The organism is Bradyrhizobium sp. Mp19, assembly GCF_029952935.1.
Taxonomy (GTDB): Bacteria; Pseudomonadota; Alphaproteobacteria; order Rhizobiales; family Xanthobacteraceae; genus Bradyrhizobium; species Bradyrhizobium elkanii.
Genome location: NZ_JASAUT010000084.1, coordinates 1 through 18,580 on the forward strand (window position 1 = coordinate 1; position 18,580 = coordinate 18,580).

The following is an 18,580-nucleotide window of genomic DNA, read 5'->3' on the forward strand; positions in this document are numbered from 1 at the left end:
GCGATCATCATCGCGCCGCGACACTGACTCGCCATCCTGATCGCCGCGCTCTTCCGACCCAGATCGTCGCGCTATACTGGTGGGCTCTCTGCAGAATCGCCTCTTCCTCAGTGCCTGGCGGAAGCTCCTTGGCTTGCGCGCGCAGGCGCAACGCGGTGATGTTCGTTAACGAATCGAAAGGTGCGGCGTTCCAGCCGCGCTGGAACTTCTGTTCATCCGGACGCCATGACCGTCATGGCTGAAAACTGGCGCCCCGGGAAACCGTGCCGCTACCGAGATGGGATCACCGGCAGCCGAGCCAGCACCCGCCTTATGAGCGAACCGGATTGGCAGGTCGCCTGCCTTCGGGATGCTTGTCGATTGTCCGCTTCGATGCAGCGATCGCTTCCTGAGTGCGTTGATAAGTCATTGTTCTGATGGTTTGGCCGCCGGCGATCGGCGTGACTTCGACCAAGAACCCACCGCCGGGCTGCTCGATAATCACCAATCGGTGCGCTAGATATTCAAGTTCATCCGTCACGTTAGTGATCTCGTTCTGGATTTCGGAACAAGCGGGTAAGGCCTGGAATGTTCCAGTGGTGGGACTTTCGGGGGCAGCAAGCTCTGCTGGTGTCAGCGCTCTCCCGGCCACAAGGTTGAGGGCGGGCTCATGGCGGAGATCTTAGTCGTCCGCAGTACCACAAGATGGCTGCGCTTGAACGGGTAGCCGGAGCGTCGCGAGCACAGCTTGCAGCGCATATAGCGCTCCAGCTCGTGGATCGGCGTCCACTTCGGCCGCCTCACGATATCGAGCGCGACCGTCTGATGCGTCTCGCAGCCGAGGCACGTCACTTCGAGGTAGCGGAAACCGGCGTTGAGTGCATCGCCGAGCGCGGGCGACGGCTGGGCGGGCCCCTGAAAAGCGAGTATGCGGGCGTTCCATGCTCGGCAGGCCGCGCCATCCGCCACCAGCCGGGCCTCCTTGACGGGCTCAGCCAGATGCCTGACCGTGGCGCCGAACGTGTACTCGCGTGACTTCGATCCCATGGGGATCCACCTCCGGGCCTGTCGCAAATCCGCAAGATGTGGGGTTCGGGACGGCCGACCGCGTGGCGAGGATCCTCGTTACAACCCGGGCGCCTCACGCGCAGACGACAGCCGTGGAGCTTCGTCAGTTCCTGCAACGCGAGTTGGCCTCATTCAAGATTCCGCGTCACATCCTGATCCTCGACCAGCTGCCAAAAGAAGACACGGGAAAGATTCAAAGGCGACAGCTGCGCGAATTGTTCGACGGGCGGTCGGGTCAACAGGTGTCGATGCGCGTGCCCCGCGCCGCCAAAGGACCATTGGATCTGGAAGCAGAATTGCTGATGCTGTGGAGGCGGCTGCTCAAGTCCGATGCGGTGACGCTCGACGATGATTTCTTCGCGTGCGGTGGTGATTCCCTCCTGGCGATGGAAATGCTGCTTCAGCTCGAACAGCTGATTGGCAAGGCGGTCCCGGAAACGATTCTGTTCGGGGCGGAAACCATTCGACAACTTGCCCAGAAATTAGAGACGGAGACTGACGCGCCGCCGACGCCGATCGCTCAGTTCCATACTGGGGGCCATCGGCCTCCGTTGTACTTTTTCAATGGGGATCTTAGAAACGGCCACACCGGTCTCCGGCGGATGGTCGAACTTTTGCGGTCCGATTATCCGATCATTTCCATCAATCCTCACGGATTTCGTGGAGAACCGATCCCGGCCTCAATCGAGCAAATGGCCGCCGATCGCCTTCCGCTCATCCTGGAACGGCAGGCCAGCGGTCCTTTCCTTCTGGGCGGCAGGTGCAATGGTGCCATGGTGGCGTTCGAAGCAGCTCGCCAGCTAGTGGCGACCGGGCACAACGTTCATATGGTCGCGATGATCGACCCGCCGACCGTTAATGCCCGTCCGGCCACCCGAGCGATCGTCGGGCTGATGAAGCCGATCGCCTCGCGCCACTTTCTACGCAGAATATTTGAACGTCTGGCGCGGCAGGAGCGAGACGCCAAGCATTCGACGAGCGAACCGGTATGGACCGCCAAGGGCAAGATTTCGCCGGCTCTGTGGGATGCTTATTCGATGGCGATGGCGCGATATCTTCCGGCATCGCTCGAGGTCGCCGTTGCCTTTTACGCGGCCGAACACGAGGGACGGAACTGGCGGCACCTGTGTTCTCAGCTCGAGGTCGTCCAAGTGCCTTAGGGGCATGATGGCTGCATGACTGTCGGTGCGGAGCGGCTGGTTGATCAACTGCGGCAAAGAATCAACGCTCTAGCCTCGCGTGCGCCTCCTTACGGCCGAGCAGATGGAGCGCGCGTCTGAAAACGCGACAAAGCGGGACAAAAATTCAAGGTGAGACATTACCGAACTTAGACACGTGTCAAGTCGAGGTAATCCGGCAGAGCGGTCTAAAATGCTGAGATTTCCCGGTAGACTGACGGTGCGCTCAGCCAGTCGCGCGCTGAGGATGCGGTCCGGGGAGGATCACATCCGGAAAGAAGCCCTGACGCCGCTAGCCCCCGTCGGGGCTTCTTGCTGCTTACGCCGGCTCAGAATGTACGAACGCCGCCCGCTTAAAATGCATGCGGACGGCGTCGGTTCTAGCCCCAGGAAGGATCTGCAAAATCCTGGCTAAGCTAAGTCTGCACAAAGACTTAAAAAGTTTAATACCCCTGAAGGGGTAGCTTGCCGTCAGAACGCGCGGCGCGCCCACGTTGTCGCACGACTGGCGTGGTCTCTGCCGATCAGCCGAACAGGCCTTTGCCAGCCTGCGCCATTCTGACGAAGGTGCCGTTCTCGCGGTACTCAAGCCACTTCATGTTTCCTCGGCATACTTCAGGTCAGCCCAATACTCAGCCGGTGTCGCCTTATCCCGGTAGAGCATTGGATAGTTGATCTTCTCGATCTAGATCCGGCCGCCCTGGATCGGCTCGAATGCGTGAGCGTGCTCCATGATCCTGCGGGCGGCTTTCTCGGGACTGGCGTAAAGGACGATCTGCGGTCAGTTTCATCGGCGGTTTGGAGATTAGCTACTTTTCTGCGGGGGCGCCGTTCCGTGTGCATTCATTGGAAAATATGGCGCTCTCACGGCAATCGAAGCGAAAGACTTGAGATCGACGAAGCTACAGTATTGGTTCGATCGATCGATGCATGGCCGACGTCGATTATACCAGTCACCGAGTCCTACAGCCTCAGCGATGAAGAGAAAGTCAGCCTCGCTTAATTTGAAGGTCAAAGCCCTACCGCTGTTCAACCCTGGTGCGCCACAGGGCATCGAAGGTATTCTGGCGAGATGGCGTCCATTCTTCTGAACCGATCGGATCGCTGGGCTTCTCTATGAGTGCACTTGCAAGCTCCTCGGTGGGACGTGCCTGCGTCGAAATCCGCACGGGCCACTCCAATAATGATTTTGAAAGCATGGGCTTGCCTTCGTACCAGCATTTTCGTCCGTCGATGAGGCGCCAAGACCAATACTCGCGCGGATTTGGGGGCATCACCGCACTGCATTGCTGTTTTGCCTGCGCGGTCGGCATTCCAATCAATAGAAAAGTAGCGATGCGAGCGGCCAAAGGAATAAATGAAAATTGCCTCTTCATCGGAACACTTAGAGACTACTTCGTTGCCGCAGTCGACTTACAGCAACGACCAAGTCGGGCCGCTCAAGAACCTCAACTAACTTGTCGAGTATGCGTTCACTGTCGTGGGGGCGGGGCAGAAGATACTCGTCCAATATGCACAGGGCTTCGCTGACGGCATGAAGAGCCAGCTGTTGATCGGTCATCGCTTCTTACCCATTCGAATTGGCGGAGCGTTGCGATTTCAAGGAAGCTTAAAGATCAAGTCAGCTTTTGGACTTATCCCATCAAATTTTATTTCAATCGAGGGTGAATTTAGGTCAGCGCTTCTGTCTCAGGATTGCGATTTGGCTATCGCCTCACCGCCGCTCCGCGCAACGCCACGTGCACTTCGATGGGCGTATCGCTACACAAACGAAGAGTCCGACAAGGCGCTGCGCCTCCACGCCCGGATTAGCGCGACGGATCACGCGATGGGAGCGCGAGGATCTGCTCGACGCTTTGCAGCAGCGGCTCGATGCGAACCCGCTTGCTATGCGCCTTCGTCGCGAGACGGTCGAGCATCCGTTCAGCGTCACCTCATCAAGCCGTGCGAAATGAGCCTTCAAATTTTTCAAGTCGGTGAATTTCTTGCATAGCGCCAGCAACTACCACCGTTGCCCGATCTTCTTGACTCCCGATCTCGGAAGAACGGCGCGGGCGCGGGAGTTAAGGCTCAATAGATTGGGGCCAAAAAAGCGAAGTGTGGCAGGATCACTGGCTTGTAGCAGCCACCAGTCGGCGCATAGTCAAGCAATGATCGAGCAGCGTCCAGCCTTCATGGCTTGCAAAAACCCCGGCACCGGCTGGAGAATCGATATTCTGTGGGCCGATGGCGAAACCGAAGTCATCAAAGGTTTTGTTACGGAGCACGACGCAACCAAGTGGATTTCCGAGCATTCGGCGGCGTGCCAAGAAAGCGCTAGCCCACCGCGCTAGCATGGCTTCTAGTTCGGAGGAGCGGCGACGATGGATCGCGAGACGGAAGAACTGGCAAGTAAAATCGCAGAATGCGCGAGACAGGCGCGCCATCAAGCCGCGCTTCTGCCGGAAGGTCCAGTCCGCGACGCACTGATAGAAAAAGCCAAGCATTACGAAGCACAAATCCCCGCCGACTCTACGTATACGACTGTTACGCAGCGCTAATGGGCAGGTGACTGCATTGCTTCGGCGCTCCGACTCATCCGGCAGGCTTCCACCCGAGGTTTGCCTTTGAGTTAAGTGTTCTTCCTTCATCTTCATCGTCGAATTGCGTCGTTTTTAGATGTGCCCGCGGTGTGTGCAACTCTCGGCCGGTGGTGGCTATCGACGTTGCGCCGCAGGGACAGCGCATCAGTGACACGGCCTCCCTCATCAGTGACACGGCCTCCCTGAGGGCAGCTTTTCGCCGCATGCCCCATGGCGCTGCTTGCGCAATCCGGTCCGCTGATTGCGCCAGCCTTGGAAGTGCTCTCCGATCAGTATCGGCCGCAACCAAATGGAGACCGGCCTCGCCATTGCTCTACAGTGTAAAGACATTGAAAATGAATGATTTGGAATTGCGCTTGATGCTGGCAGGAGTCCGTTTGGTGACGTCAAAGAGCTCTTAGTTCAAGGCCAAATCTGAAATGCGAGCGGGGGCGGGCGATCGAGCTGCTGCCGGGGCAGGCCACGGCGACGAAATAGTCTTGCTCGTGGGCGCCGCTGAGATTGGCGAATGGAAGCACGACCATAGAAAGACGGGGACGACGAATGCCTTGCGATATCAGGCGATGTCACCGTCGTGCTGAACGAGCCACCAGTGGCGACCGCAAAGGCCCGAACCGGACGAGAAATGTTCTTGAGCACTTGCTCGCCAAGGATCGACGACATCGACATCAACCTTTCCTTGGATTTGATCGTGGATAGATAACGAGATGCAGATGCCGCCCGACGCTGAGATGCCTTCAAGACGCGCAGCGATATTGACGCCGTCTCCGAATATGTCGTGTGGCTCGACGATTATGTCGCCGATATTGACGCCGATGCGAAAGGCGACACGGCCATGTTCCGGATCAGCAGCCGCAAATTCGTGGATGCGGGATTGAAACCGTAATGCGGCTCGAACCGCTTCGACCGCGCTCGGAAACTCTGCCAAGAACCCGTCTCCGGTGTTCTTCACGATACGGCCGCCGTGACTGGCAATAGCGGGCTCACTTCTCTTGCGAGAAGTTCGCTCAGCTTGCCGTGCGTGGCCTCTTCGTCATCGTGCATGAGCCGTGAATAGCCGGCGACATCGGCGGCCATTATGGCCGACAGCCTGCGCTCTATCCGACCTGGCCGCTCTTGCACTATGGACCCGCGATCCAAGCGATGCCCGATTGTACGACGGACAAGCCGCGCCCCCAACGGCCTTGACGAAGATGCCCGAGAGGCCGCCGATCAGCTATCGGCCCGAACGGCACAACCTAGGAACAGTCGATATTCGCCGGACGTTAGCGCTCATGCAGCAAGTCCGTTTGGTGGGCGACCGGCGCGAGGAGACTTACATGGCTGACGAAAGCTCAGTTGCACCTACTGCCACGCCCGAGCAGCGAATAGACCGAGCTTCAAAAGCGATCCGGCGGATGGCTGAAGACGATGCGTTGCAACATTTGCCACAACATGATCGGTGGCTGCATCATTTGAGTGAAGCGACCCGGGCAGCTCCATTTCAGTCGCTTGCCGTTGCATTCTTGCTAGGCGCCTTCCTAGCTCGTCGGTAGCGTCCATGCAGCGCAGCCCTACGAATTGCCAGACGGCAATATCTTATTCGGATTGCTCAATGACCTTGCTCACATCAGGCTCATCAATCCCATCCGCCCGATTGCACTCGCAAGGCATACCGGCGCCGCACTGACAGCCATGTGCCTCCGCCGTCCAAGGCAAGTGCGGATGGTTCTCGCAGACCCAACCCAACCCCAAGCAAATCGGACAGGTGGGTTTGGTCATTCTTGAGCTTTGTCGGGCAGACCCAATTCCTTGCGGACCGCAGCAGCGGAGTTGCCGACCTTTTCGACGACCTTCTGAAGGTCATTCTTCGACACACCAAGTGCATGGGTCCAATACTTCACCTCGTATGGCTCGTGCATGTTGATCTTCGAGCGATCTGGCTGGACGCGGTTGGTTAAATTGTCCGGCATTGCCTCTATCCCAAAATAAAAGGTCGCGGCCGTTGGCTGGTCCGAAGAAGATCAGGCTATTGTCGGGGCGGTTTGCAAAATTGACTGTCGCGGCAGTAACGTCGGCCAGCCAAAGCTAGTTCCTACCAACGCTTCCTTGCCCCCGAAGATCCGGGGTACATTCTCAATCAGTTTAAACCAGTGGCCCCGGCTGCACCTCGCTAGGGCCGTCGACTCGGCCTCAGCGTCTCGCCGGGGCCGTTTCTGTTCAGGGAACGAGCAGCAGTCCACGACGTCAAATCTAAACGATGGACTGGGACTATTACCGCGGCCTTAGCGCTCTCCGCGGGCGTTGAGGCCATTCTAACGTCAGGGGCCGGTTTTCGCGACTCGTGAAAAGCTTCGCTAAAATCTCAGCCTGGTCTTTTGTCAGCTTCTCGGCGAACGCGCCGTCCTTTTCTATCTGGGCCGGTCCTTTGCATTCGCTATCGTAGACCATCCAGCCGTTGCCGCCTTGCCGAACGAGGAATCGGCCTCTCATCGGGCGTCCAATAAATTCCATTGCAACACCACCTGTGAAATTGAAGGGTTTCAGGCGTCCAGCGAATTGAAACGGCCCCAACCCGAGGGCCGCCAACCCGAACAATGCGGGTTTTCCTCCAGCAGCCGGGGGGCCCTGGAGCGGCTGGGGGACCTGAGCCGACTCGTTGCCAAGCCGATCGTTCCTATTATCGATCGTTAGGATAAACGGCCCAGTGGTGCTGGTTCTGGCGTGCAGGTGATCGTGGCAACTCGGCCCCTCCGCGCCGCGCCTCACCGCGTTGGGGCCGTTTTTGCAAAGACTACGCGAAAAGGTCTTTGCTGACCTGGGTGATCCGCGGAGTGCCAGCATTATTAGCGAACCGAAATAAAAATTCAGCTGAAGTCGTGTTTATTCGGTTAGCCGAACAGATTCTCGCCGGCCCAGGGTCATGCGATTGGGTGCCGTCCTAGTTAGGACATTCGCTGCGGGCCTACCTTAGAACGCGACAAAGAAAAAACCCATCAGTAGCAGGGCGAGCAAAACAGACGCCCCGGCCGCCATCTTTAGTCCGGCGCTTGGCTTCGCTGATTGGTTCATATTGGGGGCCGTAACCCGCGAGATTGAAGTCACTCGCTCATATGCGCGCCGGTCTCAGCTTGCCGGGTTCTCTTAAGTAGCTGCTCTTTTTCCATACCTGCGCGGAGTACGCTTTCTTCTTCACGAAGACTCTTGGCCTCTTCAGTAAGGAGTTCCTCTAGAGTGTGCTCTTGCTTGAAGTGCCGACGCTTAATGACCATGCGCTGTCCTTTCCGTGGCGGAAGGCGACGTGCCCCCGAGCTGGAGCTACTTCGAGATAGCGATGCGGCGATGAGCGCGTCGCCGAGGGGCGGATGGGCGCGGATTCGAGAATGCCCCCGGCGTAGCTTTCTCAAGCAGAAAAAGCGGGTGCGCGTTCGCGACCGCTTTTTCTTGATGTCGGTTTGAGGGGACCTCTTACTTTGCAGGCTCCATCATTGGTTTGCCCTTATCGACGATATGAACCGTCAACATCTTCAGGGTTTTGTCGCCTGCCACCTTGAAACCACCGTGGGGCACGTCGCGAATGTTGATTGTTGCTGCTCCCGTAGGAAATGGCACCTCTTTTCCATCGGGTAGCGCCAACGTTGCGCCCTCTAGAACGTAAACGGCTTCCTCGCCATGATGCGTGTGGCGAATGAGATTATTTCCGGGCTGTACGTCGACGACGCTGACTACAATCTCCATATTCGTGCCGCTTAGGTCGGCGCGTTTCAACTCGGTGCGGTTTGTTTGGGCATTCGCGGACCAGGTAAGGGCGAAGAAAATAAGAGCAGTGATCCGAAGCATACTTTCCTCCTCAAATGGACAATGAAATGTTTTCGCGACACGCCAATGTGACACCCACTTATCCAACAGCAACCATTACGAGAGTGCAAGGGAAGTGCAGCACAATCCATCCTGAAGCAGATTGTGGCGATTGAGGCGACGACTACACCACCCCGCCGATCGTGGTATCGACCGCGTGATGGCCGCATCGTCAGAGATTGCGAAGCAAAGTAAACCTCCGCGCGTCGGATGTTTACCAGTAGGAGAAATCGGCAGGGCCTACCAGAGACGTCCTTGGCGAATTGATCACTTCGCCTCAGTCGACCCGGGTATCAACCCAGCCGACCTTGCCGCAGGCGGTGAACTTGCGGTGCGCCGAGATTTCAGCCCAATCCCATCTGCAAGTCGGCAAGCTTCAGCAGCCGCTATGACGTTGGCAGCCGACGGAAGAACACAAGCACCGTCTTGAAACCGGCGTTGAGATCGACAGGGCCAGTCCAATAACGGAGATGACGGGCGGGTTTTCGACGCCAAGGCATGGGCCGATATACTCAGTGCATCGAGTTCATGGCCGGTCGGGCTGCAGAGCGCATGTTGCTAGGCGGCGAACTCGCCGCTCTGGTTGAAGAACGTCCTTGGCGGGGATCGCTTGTGCATTTCTCTGCATGAACGAAAACATCCAGGTCCGGAAGCTTCATTCGCAGCTCCTCAACGAAGAGCGGGCGAGCAAGCCGCCGCCGACGGTCACGCGGTGGCGACAATCCACTCCGAAGAGCTGCAGCAGGCTCGGCGGGGATTGCTCGGTGAGCCAATCAAAATCAAGGTTCGCGCATTCCCTCGAGACCTATCGGCAATACCCGGGCAAACAGATAGGTCAGCAACGTCCGTGCGCCGGCTTTGACGTCGGCAGTAACAGTCATCCCTGGCTTTAGCTGGAAGCCTCCGGGCACCCCGTACATCTTGAGCTGATCAATCGCCACGCGCGCCTTGTAGAAAACCGCCGCGCTATCGTTTTGTGTGACGACCGTCCCGCGCTGCGTATCTTGGCCGCCGCTGAAGCTATCGGGGCTGATGAAGCGGACAGTCCCCTCGGCCAGGCCGTATTGGACGAAGGGGAACGTGTCGAATTTAATTGCAACCTTCTGTCCGGCGTGAACATAACCAGCATCGGCGGTAGCTATGCGCATTTCTACCTCGAGCGGCGCATCGCTCGGTACAAGCGTGATAAGCGGCTCGCCGGATTGCAACACCGAGCCGACGGAGACCTTGGCCACGCTAAGGACCACGGCGTCCTGATCGGCGCGTAAGTCAACGAGTTCGCGGCGAAGTGTTGCCTTGCGCAGGTTTTCAGTGGCATCGCTAAGGCTGCGTCTACGCAATGTGAGTTCCTCGCTGATCTTCGACTTCCACTGTTGTTCGTAACCGTCGCGCTCGGCGACTAGCTGGTCGAGATCGCGGTGGGCGCGCTCAGCTGCACCCGTGGCGTCAGTCAAGTTGCGCTGCATCTCGATCGCTTGGTCTTCCGCGATCAGGCGGTTCACCTGGCTGCCAACTTGCAGCCGTTCGAGCTCGCGTCGCTTCGACTCAAGCACACTCGCGATCCGATAGCGTTGGCCGAACGCTTCTACGTCGTGCTCGGCGCGGGTTATCTGCGCCTGAAGTCCGCTGAGTTTCTGGTTGTAGCTCTCAATCTGATACCGATACTGCGCTTGGCGTTGGCCATACATTGCAACCTGCAAGACCGTTGAGGTGTCAGCGCTCGATGGCTGGTACGGTATCCCGGAAGCCTCCGCCGTGAGCCGGTCGACCTCGGCCTGGAAGCTATTCACCTGCGTCTGCAGCGCAGTTACGTCAGCCGCCGAAAAGGTCGGATCGAGGCGCGCCAGCAACTCTCCGGCGCGCACGGTCTGGCCCTCGCGCACATTGATTGCGCGTACAATAGCGGTCTCGAGAGGCTGTACGACGTTGGTCGCCTGAAGTGACACGACACGTCCGGAGCCAGTCACGACCATATCTATCGGAAACAAAGCGGAGACCGCCATTGAGGCAATGATCGCCGACACAGCCGTCCAGAGGATACTCCGCGCAGCAGGCTTAAGCGGTGCTTCGACAAGCGCGGCAGTCGGAGACTCAAATTCGAGGAGTGTCGCCGGCGGTGCGTCAACTTTGCCGCGCTCGCTAAACAGTCGATTTATGGCGGGCACCGTCAACGTCATCGCCCGCGGAATCGGGGTCCAGCGAATTCTCTGGGCGGGGGCCTTGCCGAGAGATTTTCGCGCGGTGGCCGGAGACTTGAGGTCTTGTGACGGCACCACGGATGGCGTGCCCCATCTGCGAATATTAAATAAACTGAAGTGCCTGCGCGAAAGCGATAGCACCCGCGACGGATCCCAAAGCTGAGCTGCAGTCGACGTCGTGTCAATTGTTGCGTGGGGCACCGCCGACATCGGGAGGGCTCGTGCGTGCGTCCGGCACGCTATTGCAGCCTGGTTGCTGCACGGAGAGGGCTCATGTTCGTTCTGGGGTACCGCAATCGCGGCCGGCGTCGGTGATAAAGCTGTATGGTGCGCGCCGTCCGCGATGCGCCCACTCGGCAATGCCCGAGGCGCCTGGGGCGGTTGCCCGCGGCTTCGGTTAGCCTCTACCCTCTGAATCGCTTCCTCAAGGGCTAGGCGCTCACATATCAGCTCTGGCTTGGAGAGCGGCGGGTTTCGGTTGCGTGAATGACGGATGAAGGCGGAGCGAGTGCGCTCATAAAGCTCCTGCCGAGCTTCTCCCGTGTTGGGGTCGAGAGCAGCGACGGCCTTGTCGATGAGCGGGTAATACTTCGTCATTCAAAACCTGATATCGAGTTAAAATCGCCGTCTAGGGCCAGCCAGGCCGAAAGCGCGTAGGTCAGTCAGTGTTGCTCCCTTACACAGCTCCAGCGTCTGACTCTCGCAGACCTGCATCTGCTTCGTACCCACCTCACAACAGCCTCACTGGGCTAGGCAGCTGAGCAACTTCCCTCTGGATCACGCGCTTGTCCGCTCGGTTCTTTGGCAAGACGCGTCAATTCGAGTGCGGCCTCCGTTACCCCTTGGGCCTCAGCCGCCTCAAGCCAGCGCCGTGCTTCAGCAAGATTAGTCGGGCTGGCAGCGTCGCCAAGGAGTTGTCGGCCAAGCATCAGTTGCGCCCTCGGATGGCCACGCTGCGCCGCCGCGTGGAACCAGCGCCTCGCCAGATCACGATCTGCCGCAATATCATAGCCGCCATTATAAAGTGCACCAAGCGCGAACATCGCCCCAGCATGGCCTTGTTCGGTCGCCTTCTCGAATACCGCGCGCGCGCCGCAATGATCGGTTGGTCCGCCTTGGCCGTTTACAAGCATTTCACCGAGCAGGACTTGCGCGTCCACGATCCCGGCGTCGGCGGCGCGCTTGAGCCAGGCTCGGCCCTCGGCAGTGTCTTCCGGGACACCTCGGCCTTCAATCAATATGCGACCATACCAGTACTGGGCAGTCGGGACACCCACTGCAGCACGACGCAGCCACATTGCGGCCTTAGTATTGTCCGGCTCGATCCCGATGCCCTCAGCAAAGCAGACGGCGAAGTTGAAGGCGGCAATGAGGTCACCCGTTTCCGCAGCGCGTTCGAACCAATTACGAGTCTTCGCTTGGTCGCCGGACTTACCGCTGCCGCGAAGCACGAGATTCGCAAAGTCGACTTTCGACTGTTCGTTACCGAGCTCAGCCGCACGCTCCAGCCAGAAAGTGGCGAGGTCCGAATCGCGGCCGACGGCGGTGCCGACGGTGTAGAGCTGACCCAGCGTTCTCGCAGCTGGCGCGTAACCTCCTTCAGCGGCGCGCTCGAGCCAGGCTACCGCTTCGACATAGTTAGGCGGCAACTCGCCTCCGCGTGCGTACAGGAGGCCAACATGAGCGGCTGCTTCAGCATCGCCGGCCAGTGCTGCCCGGCGCAGCCAGGTTTCGCCTTCGACCAAATCGCGCTTGATACCATGGCCATTGACGAGGGCAACGCCCAAGCGCCTTTGCGCGAGGCGTACGTTCTTGTTGGCGGCATGACGATACAGCTCGAGTGCTCGAGTCAAGTCAGCTCTCGTGCCTATACCGAATTCGGTGAGCGCTGCGATAAGATAGAGAGCGGTGGGAATGCCGGCCGACGACGCCTTCGCAACCTGCTCAAGCGCCTCTCTTTGCGTCTCCTCGTCCTGTGCCCTGCGAAGCAAGGTGAGGCCAAGGCCGAGGCATCCTTGAGGACAGCCGGCTTCCGCGGAGCGCGCGTACCAGCGCTCGGCTGCCGGCACATCTGTGATGGAATGGGGACCGGAAGTTAAAATATACGCGAGAAGAGCCTGGCCTTCGGCCGAGCCGCCGTCGGCGGCGCGGCGCGCCCAGTTGAGTGCTGCTAAGAAATCTGGTCCGCCGCTTTCATCGTCTGTCGCAAAAAGAGCCGCGTTCATCTCAGGGACGATCGATCCTTGGACATACAACAGGGCGACGAAAAACTGCGCTTCTGCCGAACCTCCTTCCGCAGCGCGTTGAAGCCAGCGTGCCGCTTCCGAGGTCGCCTGCGGAACGCCGGTGCCTTCGAGGTAGCATCGTCCCACTCGATACTGCGCTTCAATACAGCCACCGCGGGCGGCGTAGGCAAGTTGATGGAAGCCTTCGACGGCACGTCCGGACTCAAGAAGTTCAATTCCCAGTCGGGTTCGGGCTGATGTTGAGACCGGTGCAATCAGACGATCAACAAAACTCATCCTATTGCCTTGCGTGGTGCGCTTACTCTCGTCCAGCAGAGGATTTAAGCGAACGCTGGCGCCCGCCCTCCAAATGCCGGTGTTGCTGCTGCCAGAGCTGTCGATAAACGGAGCAGCGTTCAAGTAGTTCTTCATGTGGGCCGATATCGACGACCTTGCCCTTTTCCAGGACAAGGATCTGATCGCAGTCGACCAGAGAGGATAACCGATGGGAGACGATGATCATCGTCCGGCCTTTGGCGATGCGCAAAAGGTTGGCGTTGACGAGCGCCTCGCTCTCGGGATCGAGCGCGCTCGTCGCCTCGTCCAAGATCAGAAGGCGCGGATCGGAAACGAGCGCGCGTGCGATGGCGAGACGCTGGCGCTGTCCTCCAGAGAGGTTGGACGAAGTTTCCTCAATCCAGGTCTCGTATCCCCGCGGCAGCCGCTCGATGAACTCCTCGGCACCCGCCAGGCGGGCCGCCCGCATAGCATGCTCAAGGGTTAAGCCAGGCCGGCTGGCAATGATGCTGTCCCGCACAGTGCCACGGAACAGGAAATTGTCCTGCATAACTACGCCAAAGCTGCTGCGCAGATGAGTTAAATTAATCTCCCGTAGATCGACGCTGTCGATTTTGAGGTAACCGTTGTATTCGCGGTTAATGCCTTGAAGAAGTCGCGCGATCGTCGACTTCCCCGAACCGCTGCGACCGACGAGTCCGAGCATGGTACCTGCCGGAATCTCGAATGAGACGCGGTCGAGTGCGGGCACCGTGGATCCTGGATAAGTAAAGGAGAGATCCTGGAAGGCGATCGCGCCCTCAAATTTCGGTCGAAGGCCGTTCCGCATCGCCGTCGTTTCCGTCGGATGGTTGAGCACATCAGCCACCTCAGTCACCGAAAGGCGAACTTCCTCGATATCTTGCATCAGTTTTGCGAGGCTAATGAGCGGGCTTGCTACTCTCGCACCGAGCATCAAGAACGCGATAAGAACGCCGCCGGTAATTCCGGTGCTGCCCGGTGGCCACGCAACAAGAAGGTAGCAACCAACGAGTAGAACGCCGCGATTGATGAATGCCTCGATCGGATTTACGATGGTCTGCGCGACATTCGAGATGCGGCCCGCGTCGAGACGCGCTTGGCCGGCCTCGGCCACGCGCGCGTCCCATTCTTCATTGCGTACCCTTTCAATTGCAAGGGACTTGACCGTCCGCATGCCGTACACGGTCTCGACGAGCACGGAGTTCTTGCGGTTTTCGGCTGTCACGAGCCGCGCAAAAACCCGCCGTATCGCGGGCAAGAATGCGAGTACCACGAGAGCAACAACGGCAGACGCCGCAAGGACAAGCCAGGCGAGCGTCGCACTCATCCAGAACAGGAACGGCAGCAGTGCGATCAGCGTGAATATGTCGAGAAACGTGCTGACGAGTTTGCCGGTGAAGAAGCTGCGGACGTTGAAGATTTGGCCAATTTTCCGAGCTGTCTCACCGGTCGGATGGCGCTCAAAAAAATCCATCGGCAGTGCGAGCAGCCGCCGAAACACATGCATTCCTAACCGCGCGTCGATCCGCGTTGCGGTGACCTCAATGATTTCGCGGCGTGCGTACCCGAGCAGCGTGTCGTAGGCTGTGACGAGAATCAGTATCAGGGAAATCATGCCCAGCGTCGATATGGCCTGATGCGTAATCACCCGATCGATTGCGACCAGGACCAGGAATGGCGGCACGATCTGCAAGACGCTCAAGCTGATTGAGGCGGCGGTGATCTCGCGCAGATTGCGGCGCTCTTCCAAAACGCGATACATCATCCACGAAAACGAGAACGACTCCTCGTCGGCAACTGCGCCTCGCTCACGGCGCACGAGCAGTACGTCTCCGCGCCAGACATTGGCGAGCCGAAGTTCATCGACGGCAACAGGCTTTTCACCGGGACGAGTTGGATCCAGGACAGATATCGTTCCAGCATTGACATCGTGCGAAACTACGATGCCCGCACCGCCGTCGGATAACAATAGCACCACGGGGGCGTCCGACTGCATGCGGATCAGGTGTCGCCACCGGAGACGCGTCGACTTTGCCCATAGCCCGCTTTCGCGCGCCCATGCAGCAAGAGCAGCGGGAGACGGCGCCTCGCCGGGCATAGCGCGCAACGCCTTGCGATCGAGTTCGACGCCGTGATGCTGTGCGACAAAGATAAGTGCGTCTACTCGCGGCTTAGTCGCATCCCGCTTTTCTTGTGCCTCGGGTATGCCGCCGGGCGTCGGCTTTGTCCCACCGAACTCTTCCGAAAATTGGAAGTCAAACTCCGGTTTCACGCAACGCCCCACTTTCGATCTCTTAGATCTAAAGACTATCTCTCAGCGGCAAATGACTGCGCGCAATAGCTGCGCATTCTTGATCGGCGTACGATTATGGTACCACTCGTGCGCCATTTGGCAAACGCTGACCAGCAGCGAGTTTCGATCGGTCGGCGCAACCCGCGCTGGCGCTCTTTTATTCTTCGTCGACTAGGCTTTGCTTGCTCAATATCACGATCATTCGGCCGTCCCCTGTTCAACGCGCTGTTGGTGGGCTGACAGATGACTTGTCTCTTGGCGGACTGCGGCCGTCAGAGTTGGTGGAGCATGAGATTTGGATTGTCCTGCTCCTCTTGGCGCGGATTGTCATTTGCGCACGCAGTTTCGAGTCTCGACTGCCGCGAGCCCAAGTCGCATCATCCGAAGATTCCGGGGTAATCAAAAAGGGGGATGTCCCCGCAGGGGATCAACGAGATGTTATGACCGCCGCTTTTCCGCGCTCTCGTCGATGGACATCCGACAACTACGCGGCGAGAGCAGTTGCATCGGTTTGTTCGTCATTTTTCATTGAGATAGTCGAGATTTTTGGCATCCGAATAACGGAAATCGATCCCAGTGGCCAATGCAGAAGCAATTGGCGATGAGCAAATGCGGTCGAAAGCAAGCTCTCATCGGACATTGGAACTTTCACTCATTTATCGTTTGTCCGATGTGCGATCGACTCTGCAAACAACATAGAGCAATTGACTCTCCGCATCCCTGCGTGTTGGCTGCGGCGCTTCAACCTGACGGGCTTCTTGGTTTTCAGGATTCGTTTGATGAAAAGCAGTTTTGACACCACCAGCGAACTCCATAAGGGAAGCGATAGCACCGACGGAGCGAAAGGAGCGCTGGGAGGATATGGCTTCGTAGAGGTCGTCGGACGTGCTCATGCGAGCAGCACCGTTGAAATTAGAGTTCAGCGCGACGATGGTGAATTCGTTGTCCTCGGGACCACAACTGCTCTGCCGCTGACCGATCCGTTCGTGCAGCCCGTAGCGATGCCGGATGCGAGCAACCGGTTCGCTTTCAGAACCGGCATTCAACCCGGGACTTACAGTTTTGAGGTGCGGCTTCAAGGCTCGTCATTAGCATCTGACTTGTCTTTGACGGATCTCGTTTCGGCGAAGAAATACTCTTTCGAGGGGGGCATCAGAGGCACTGGGCGCTTTGTCACGCACGACGTCACGGTCACGGCAGCCGCTTAAATTGTAGTGAGCTTCTGGTGGCGTCACTTCCTCCAACTGAGCGTTGCCTAAAATTATCCGGATGGCTCACATTTCGAGCCATTTGAAGCGGAACAGGTGTTGTCGTTGACGCACCTGGAGTTGGAATAAGAAGCACTTTCGAAGCACCAAGAAATACTGGCCGAAGCAGAAAAAATATCCAGCGAGCATAGAGCGTTTTGCCGCGTCTCAGCTTCCGGCGGCGCTGAAGTTCTGAAGAGCGTGTCGCGGCAATTCAACGTTGCGTAACTCCAGTCAATAGAGATCCGAACGATGGCAGCCCTTGGCATAATCACCGTTACCGGCACCATTAGTGGAACCAGCAATCAAGCCGTTTATATCTACTACCGGGATGCCAGTGTTAGCGGCACCAACACGACCGGTTGGATATTGCTTGGATCGACAACGCCAGAAGCGTCTGGGGATCCGCTCAATACCGACGGGGATCAGGATTTTTCTTTCACGGTTGCACTTCCTGCCGGCAACTGGGACTTCGCGGTCGCGGAGGCTACGGGATCGGGCCTTACCTCTCTACAGATCACCGATAGCAACGGCACGACCTTCACTAACTTTTCGACCGGCTCAAGCAGCGGGAACAGGTCGTATTACGTAACCGAAGGTGTGACCGTAAGCATTGCGAGTGGCGCGACCGGTGCGACTGGTGCGACCGGCGCCACTGGTGCGACGGGCGCCACCGGTGCGACCGGAGCAACTGGCGCCACGGGTGCAACTGGCACTACGGGTGCGACGGGAGCCACGGGCGCAACGGGAGCCACCGGCGCGACGGGAGCCACGGGTGCAACGGGCGACACGGGAGCCACCGGCGCAACGGGTGCGACTGGCGCTACGGGTGCAACGGGAGCCACGGGCCCAACCGGAGCCACGGGTGCGACCGGAGCCACGGGTGCAACGGGCGACACGGGAGCCACCGGCGCAACGGGAACGACTGGCGCTACGGGTGCAACGGGAGCCACGGGCCCAACCGGAGCCACGGGTGCAACGGGCGCCACGGGCGCAACGGGTGCGACCGGAGCCACGGGTGCAACGGGCGACACGGGTGCAACCGGTGCAACTGGCGCCACGGGTGCAACTGGCGCAACGGGAGCCACTGGTGCGACCGGAGCCACGGGCGCGACGGGAGCCACGGGCGCAACGGGAGACACCGGCGCGACGGGAGTCACCGGCGCCACGGGAGCAACTGGCGCCACGGGAGCAACTGGCGCCACGGGTGCAACTGGCGCGACGGGAGCAACGGGAGCGACCGGAGCCACGGGTGCGACTGGAGCCACGGGCGCAACCGGAGCCACGGGCGCGACGGGAGCCACGGGCGCGACGGGAGCCACCGGCGCGACGGGAGCAACTGGCGCCACGGGAGCAACTGGTGCGACGGGAGCAACGGGAGCCACGGGTGCGACCGGAGCCACGGGCGCGACGGGAGCCACGGGCGCGACGGGCGACACGGGTGCAACCGGTGCAACTGGCGCCACGGGTGCAACTGGCGCAACGGGAGCCACTGGCGCGACGGGAGCCACGGGCGCGACGGGAGCCACGGGCGCGACGGGAGCCACCGGCGCGACGGGAGCAACTGGCGCCACGGGTGCAACTGGTGCGACGGGAGCAACGGGAGCCACGGGTGCGACCGGAGCCACGGGCGCGACGGGAGCCACGGGCGCGAC

15 protein-coding genes are annotated in these 18,580 nt (G+C 59.2%); 4 read left to right on the forward strand and 11 right to left on the reverse strand.

All coding sequences use genetic code 11. The features are described 5' to 3' along the window. On the forward strand, positions 1-242 hold a 242-nt coding region (locus QJT82_RS41720; RefSeq protein ID WP_281446699.1), incomplete at its 5' end, for a hypothetical protein. Between the two features lie 68 nt (positions 243-310). Here the strand turns inward: QJT82_RS41720 and QJT82_RS41725 are convergent. Together QJT82_RS41725 and QJT82_RS41730 are read right to left on the reverse strand one after the other, a co-directional pair. Next, on the reverse strand, positions 311-520 hold the full coding sequence (locus tag QJT82_RS41725) for a hypothetical protein (RefSeq protein ID WP_155258698.1): 210 nt from the start codon (positions 518-520) through the stop codon (positions 311-313). Between the two features lie 92 nt (positions 521-612). Continuing rightward, a complete protein-coding gene (locus QJT82_RS41730; RefSeq protein ID WP_028343228.1) occupies positions 613-1,026 on the reverse strand; it encodes a hypothetical protein in 414 nt (137 codons plus the stop codon). 113 nt (positions 1,027-1,139) lie between these two features. Between QJT82_RS41730 and QJT82_RS41735 the strand changes: the two genes are divergently transcribed. Beyond that, on the forward strand, positions 1,140-2,207 hold the full coding sequence (locus QJT82_RS41735) for a thioesterase domain-containing protein (protein WP_245288837.1): 1,068 nt from the start codon (positions 1,140-1,142) through the stop codon (positions 2,205-2,207). A gap of 1,037 nt (positions 2,208-3,244) precedes the next feature. On the opposite strand, the gene QJT82_RS41740 is transcribed toward QJT82_RS41735, so the two are convergent. The 3 genes from QJT82_RS41740 to QJT82_RS45685 form a co-directional block, all read right to left on the reverse strand. Beyond that, a complete protein-coding gene (locus QJT82_RS41740; RefSeq protein WP_125459264.1) occupies positions 3,245-3,601 on the reverse strand; it encodes a hypothetical protein in 357 nt (118 codons plus the stop codon). A 732-nt stretch (positions 3,602-4,333) separates the two neighbouring features. Next, the gene (locus QJT82_RS41745) at positions 4,334-4,861 is read right to left on the reverse strand and encodes a hypothetical protein (RefSeq protein ID WP_245288838.1); all 528 of its coding nucleotides are present in this window, start codon (positions 4,859-4,861) and stop codon (positions 4,334-4,336) included. A gap of 502 nt (positions 4,862-5,363) precedes the next feature. Continuing rightward, the gene (locus tag QJT82_RS45685) at positions 5,364-5,735 is read right to left on the reverse strand and encodes an adenylate/guanylate cyclase domain-containing protein (RefSeq protein ID WP_245287111.1); all 372 of its coding nucleotides are present in this window, start codon (positions 5,733-5,735) and stop codon (positions 5,364-5,366) included. A gap of 391 nt (positions 5,736-6,126) precedes the next feature. Between QJT82_RS45685 and QJT82_RS41755 the strand changes: the two genes are divergently transcribed. After that, complete coding sequence (locus QJT82_RS41755; protein WP_155258699.1) at positions 6,127-6,342, forward strand: hypothetical protein; 216 nt, start codon at positions 6,127-6,129, stop codon at positions 6,340-6,342. Positions 6,343-6,564: 222 nt separating this feature from the next. Here the strand turns inward: QJT82_RS41755 and QJT82_RS41760 are convergent, their stop codons facing one another. From QJT82_RS41760 to QJT82_RS41785, 6 genes are all read right to left on the reverse strand, one after another. Next, a complete protein-coding gene (locus QJT82_RS41760; RefSeq protein ID WP_016844186.1) occupies positions 6,565-6,759 on the reverse strand; it encodes a DUF3606 domain-containing protein in 195 nt (64 codons plus the stop codon). 1,128 nt (positions 6,760-7,887) lie between these two features. Further along, on the reverse strand, positions 7,888-8,058 hold the full coding sequence (locus tag QJT82_RS41765) for a hypothetical protein (protein ID WP_196238215.1): 171 nt from the start codon (positions 8,056-8,058) through the stop codon (positions 7,888-7,890). 196 nt (positions 8,059-8,254) lie between these two features. Then, positions 8,255-8,626, reverse strand: a complete 372-nt coding sequence (locus QJT82_RS41770; protein WP_016844188.1) for a cupin domain-containing protein — start codon at positions 8,624-8,626, stop codon at positions 8,255-8,257. Between the two features lie 797 nt (positions 8,627-9,423). Beyond that, complete coding sequence (locus tag QJT82_RS41775; protein ID WP_245288839.1) at positions 9,424-11,052, reverse strand: HlyD family type I secretion periplasmic adaptor subunit; 1,629 nt, start codon at positions 11,050-11,052, stop codon at positions 9,424-9,426. A gap of 539 nt (positions 11,053-11,591) precedes the next feature. Further along, positions 11,592-13,499 carry a tetratricopeptide repeat protein gene (locus QJT82_RS41780; RefSeq protein ID WP_245288840.1) on the reverse strand — a complete coding sequence of 636 codons (1,908 nt, stop codon included), beginning with the start codon at positions 13,497-13,499 and terminating at the stop codon, positions 11,592-11,594. Beyond that, a complete protein-coding gene (locus QJT82_RS41785; RefSeq protein ID WP_245288841.1) occupies positions 13,387-15,657 on the reverse strand; it encodes a peptidase domain-containing ABC transporter in 2,271 nt (756 codons plus the stop codon). The genes QJT82_RS41780 and QJT82_RS41785 overlap by 113 nt, the downstream gene beginning before the upstream one ends. A gap of 800 nt (positions 15,658-16,457) precedes the next feature. Between QJT82_RS41785 and QJT82_RS41790 the strand changes: the two genes are divergently transcribed. Continuing rightward, positions 16,458-16,886 (forward strand): hypothetical protein, encoded by a 429-nt coding sequence (locus QJT82_RS41790; protein WP_155258700.1) that lies wholly within the window; start codon positions 16,458-16,460, stop codon positions 16,884-16,886. The last annotated feature ends 1,694 nt before the right edge of the window (positions 16,887-18,580 follow it).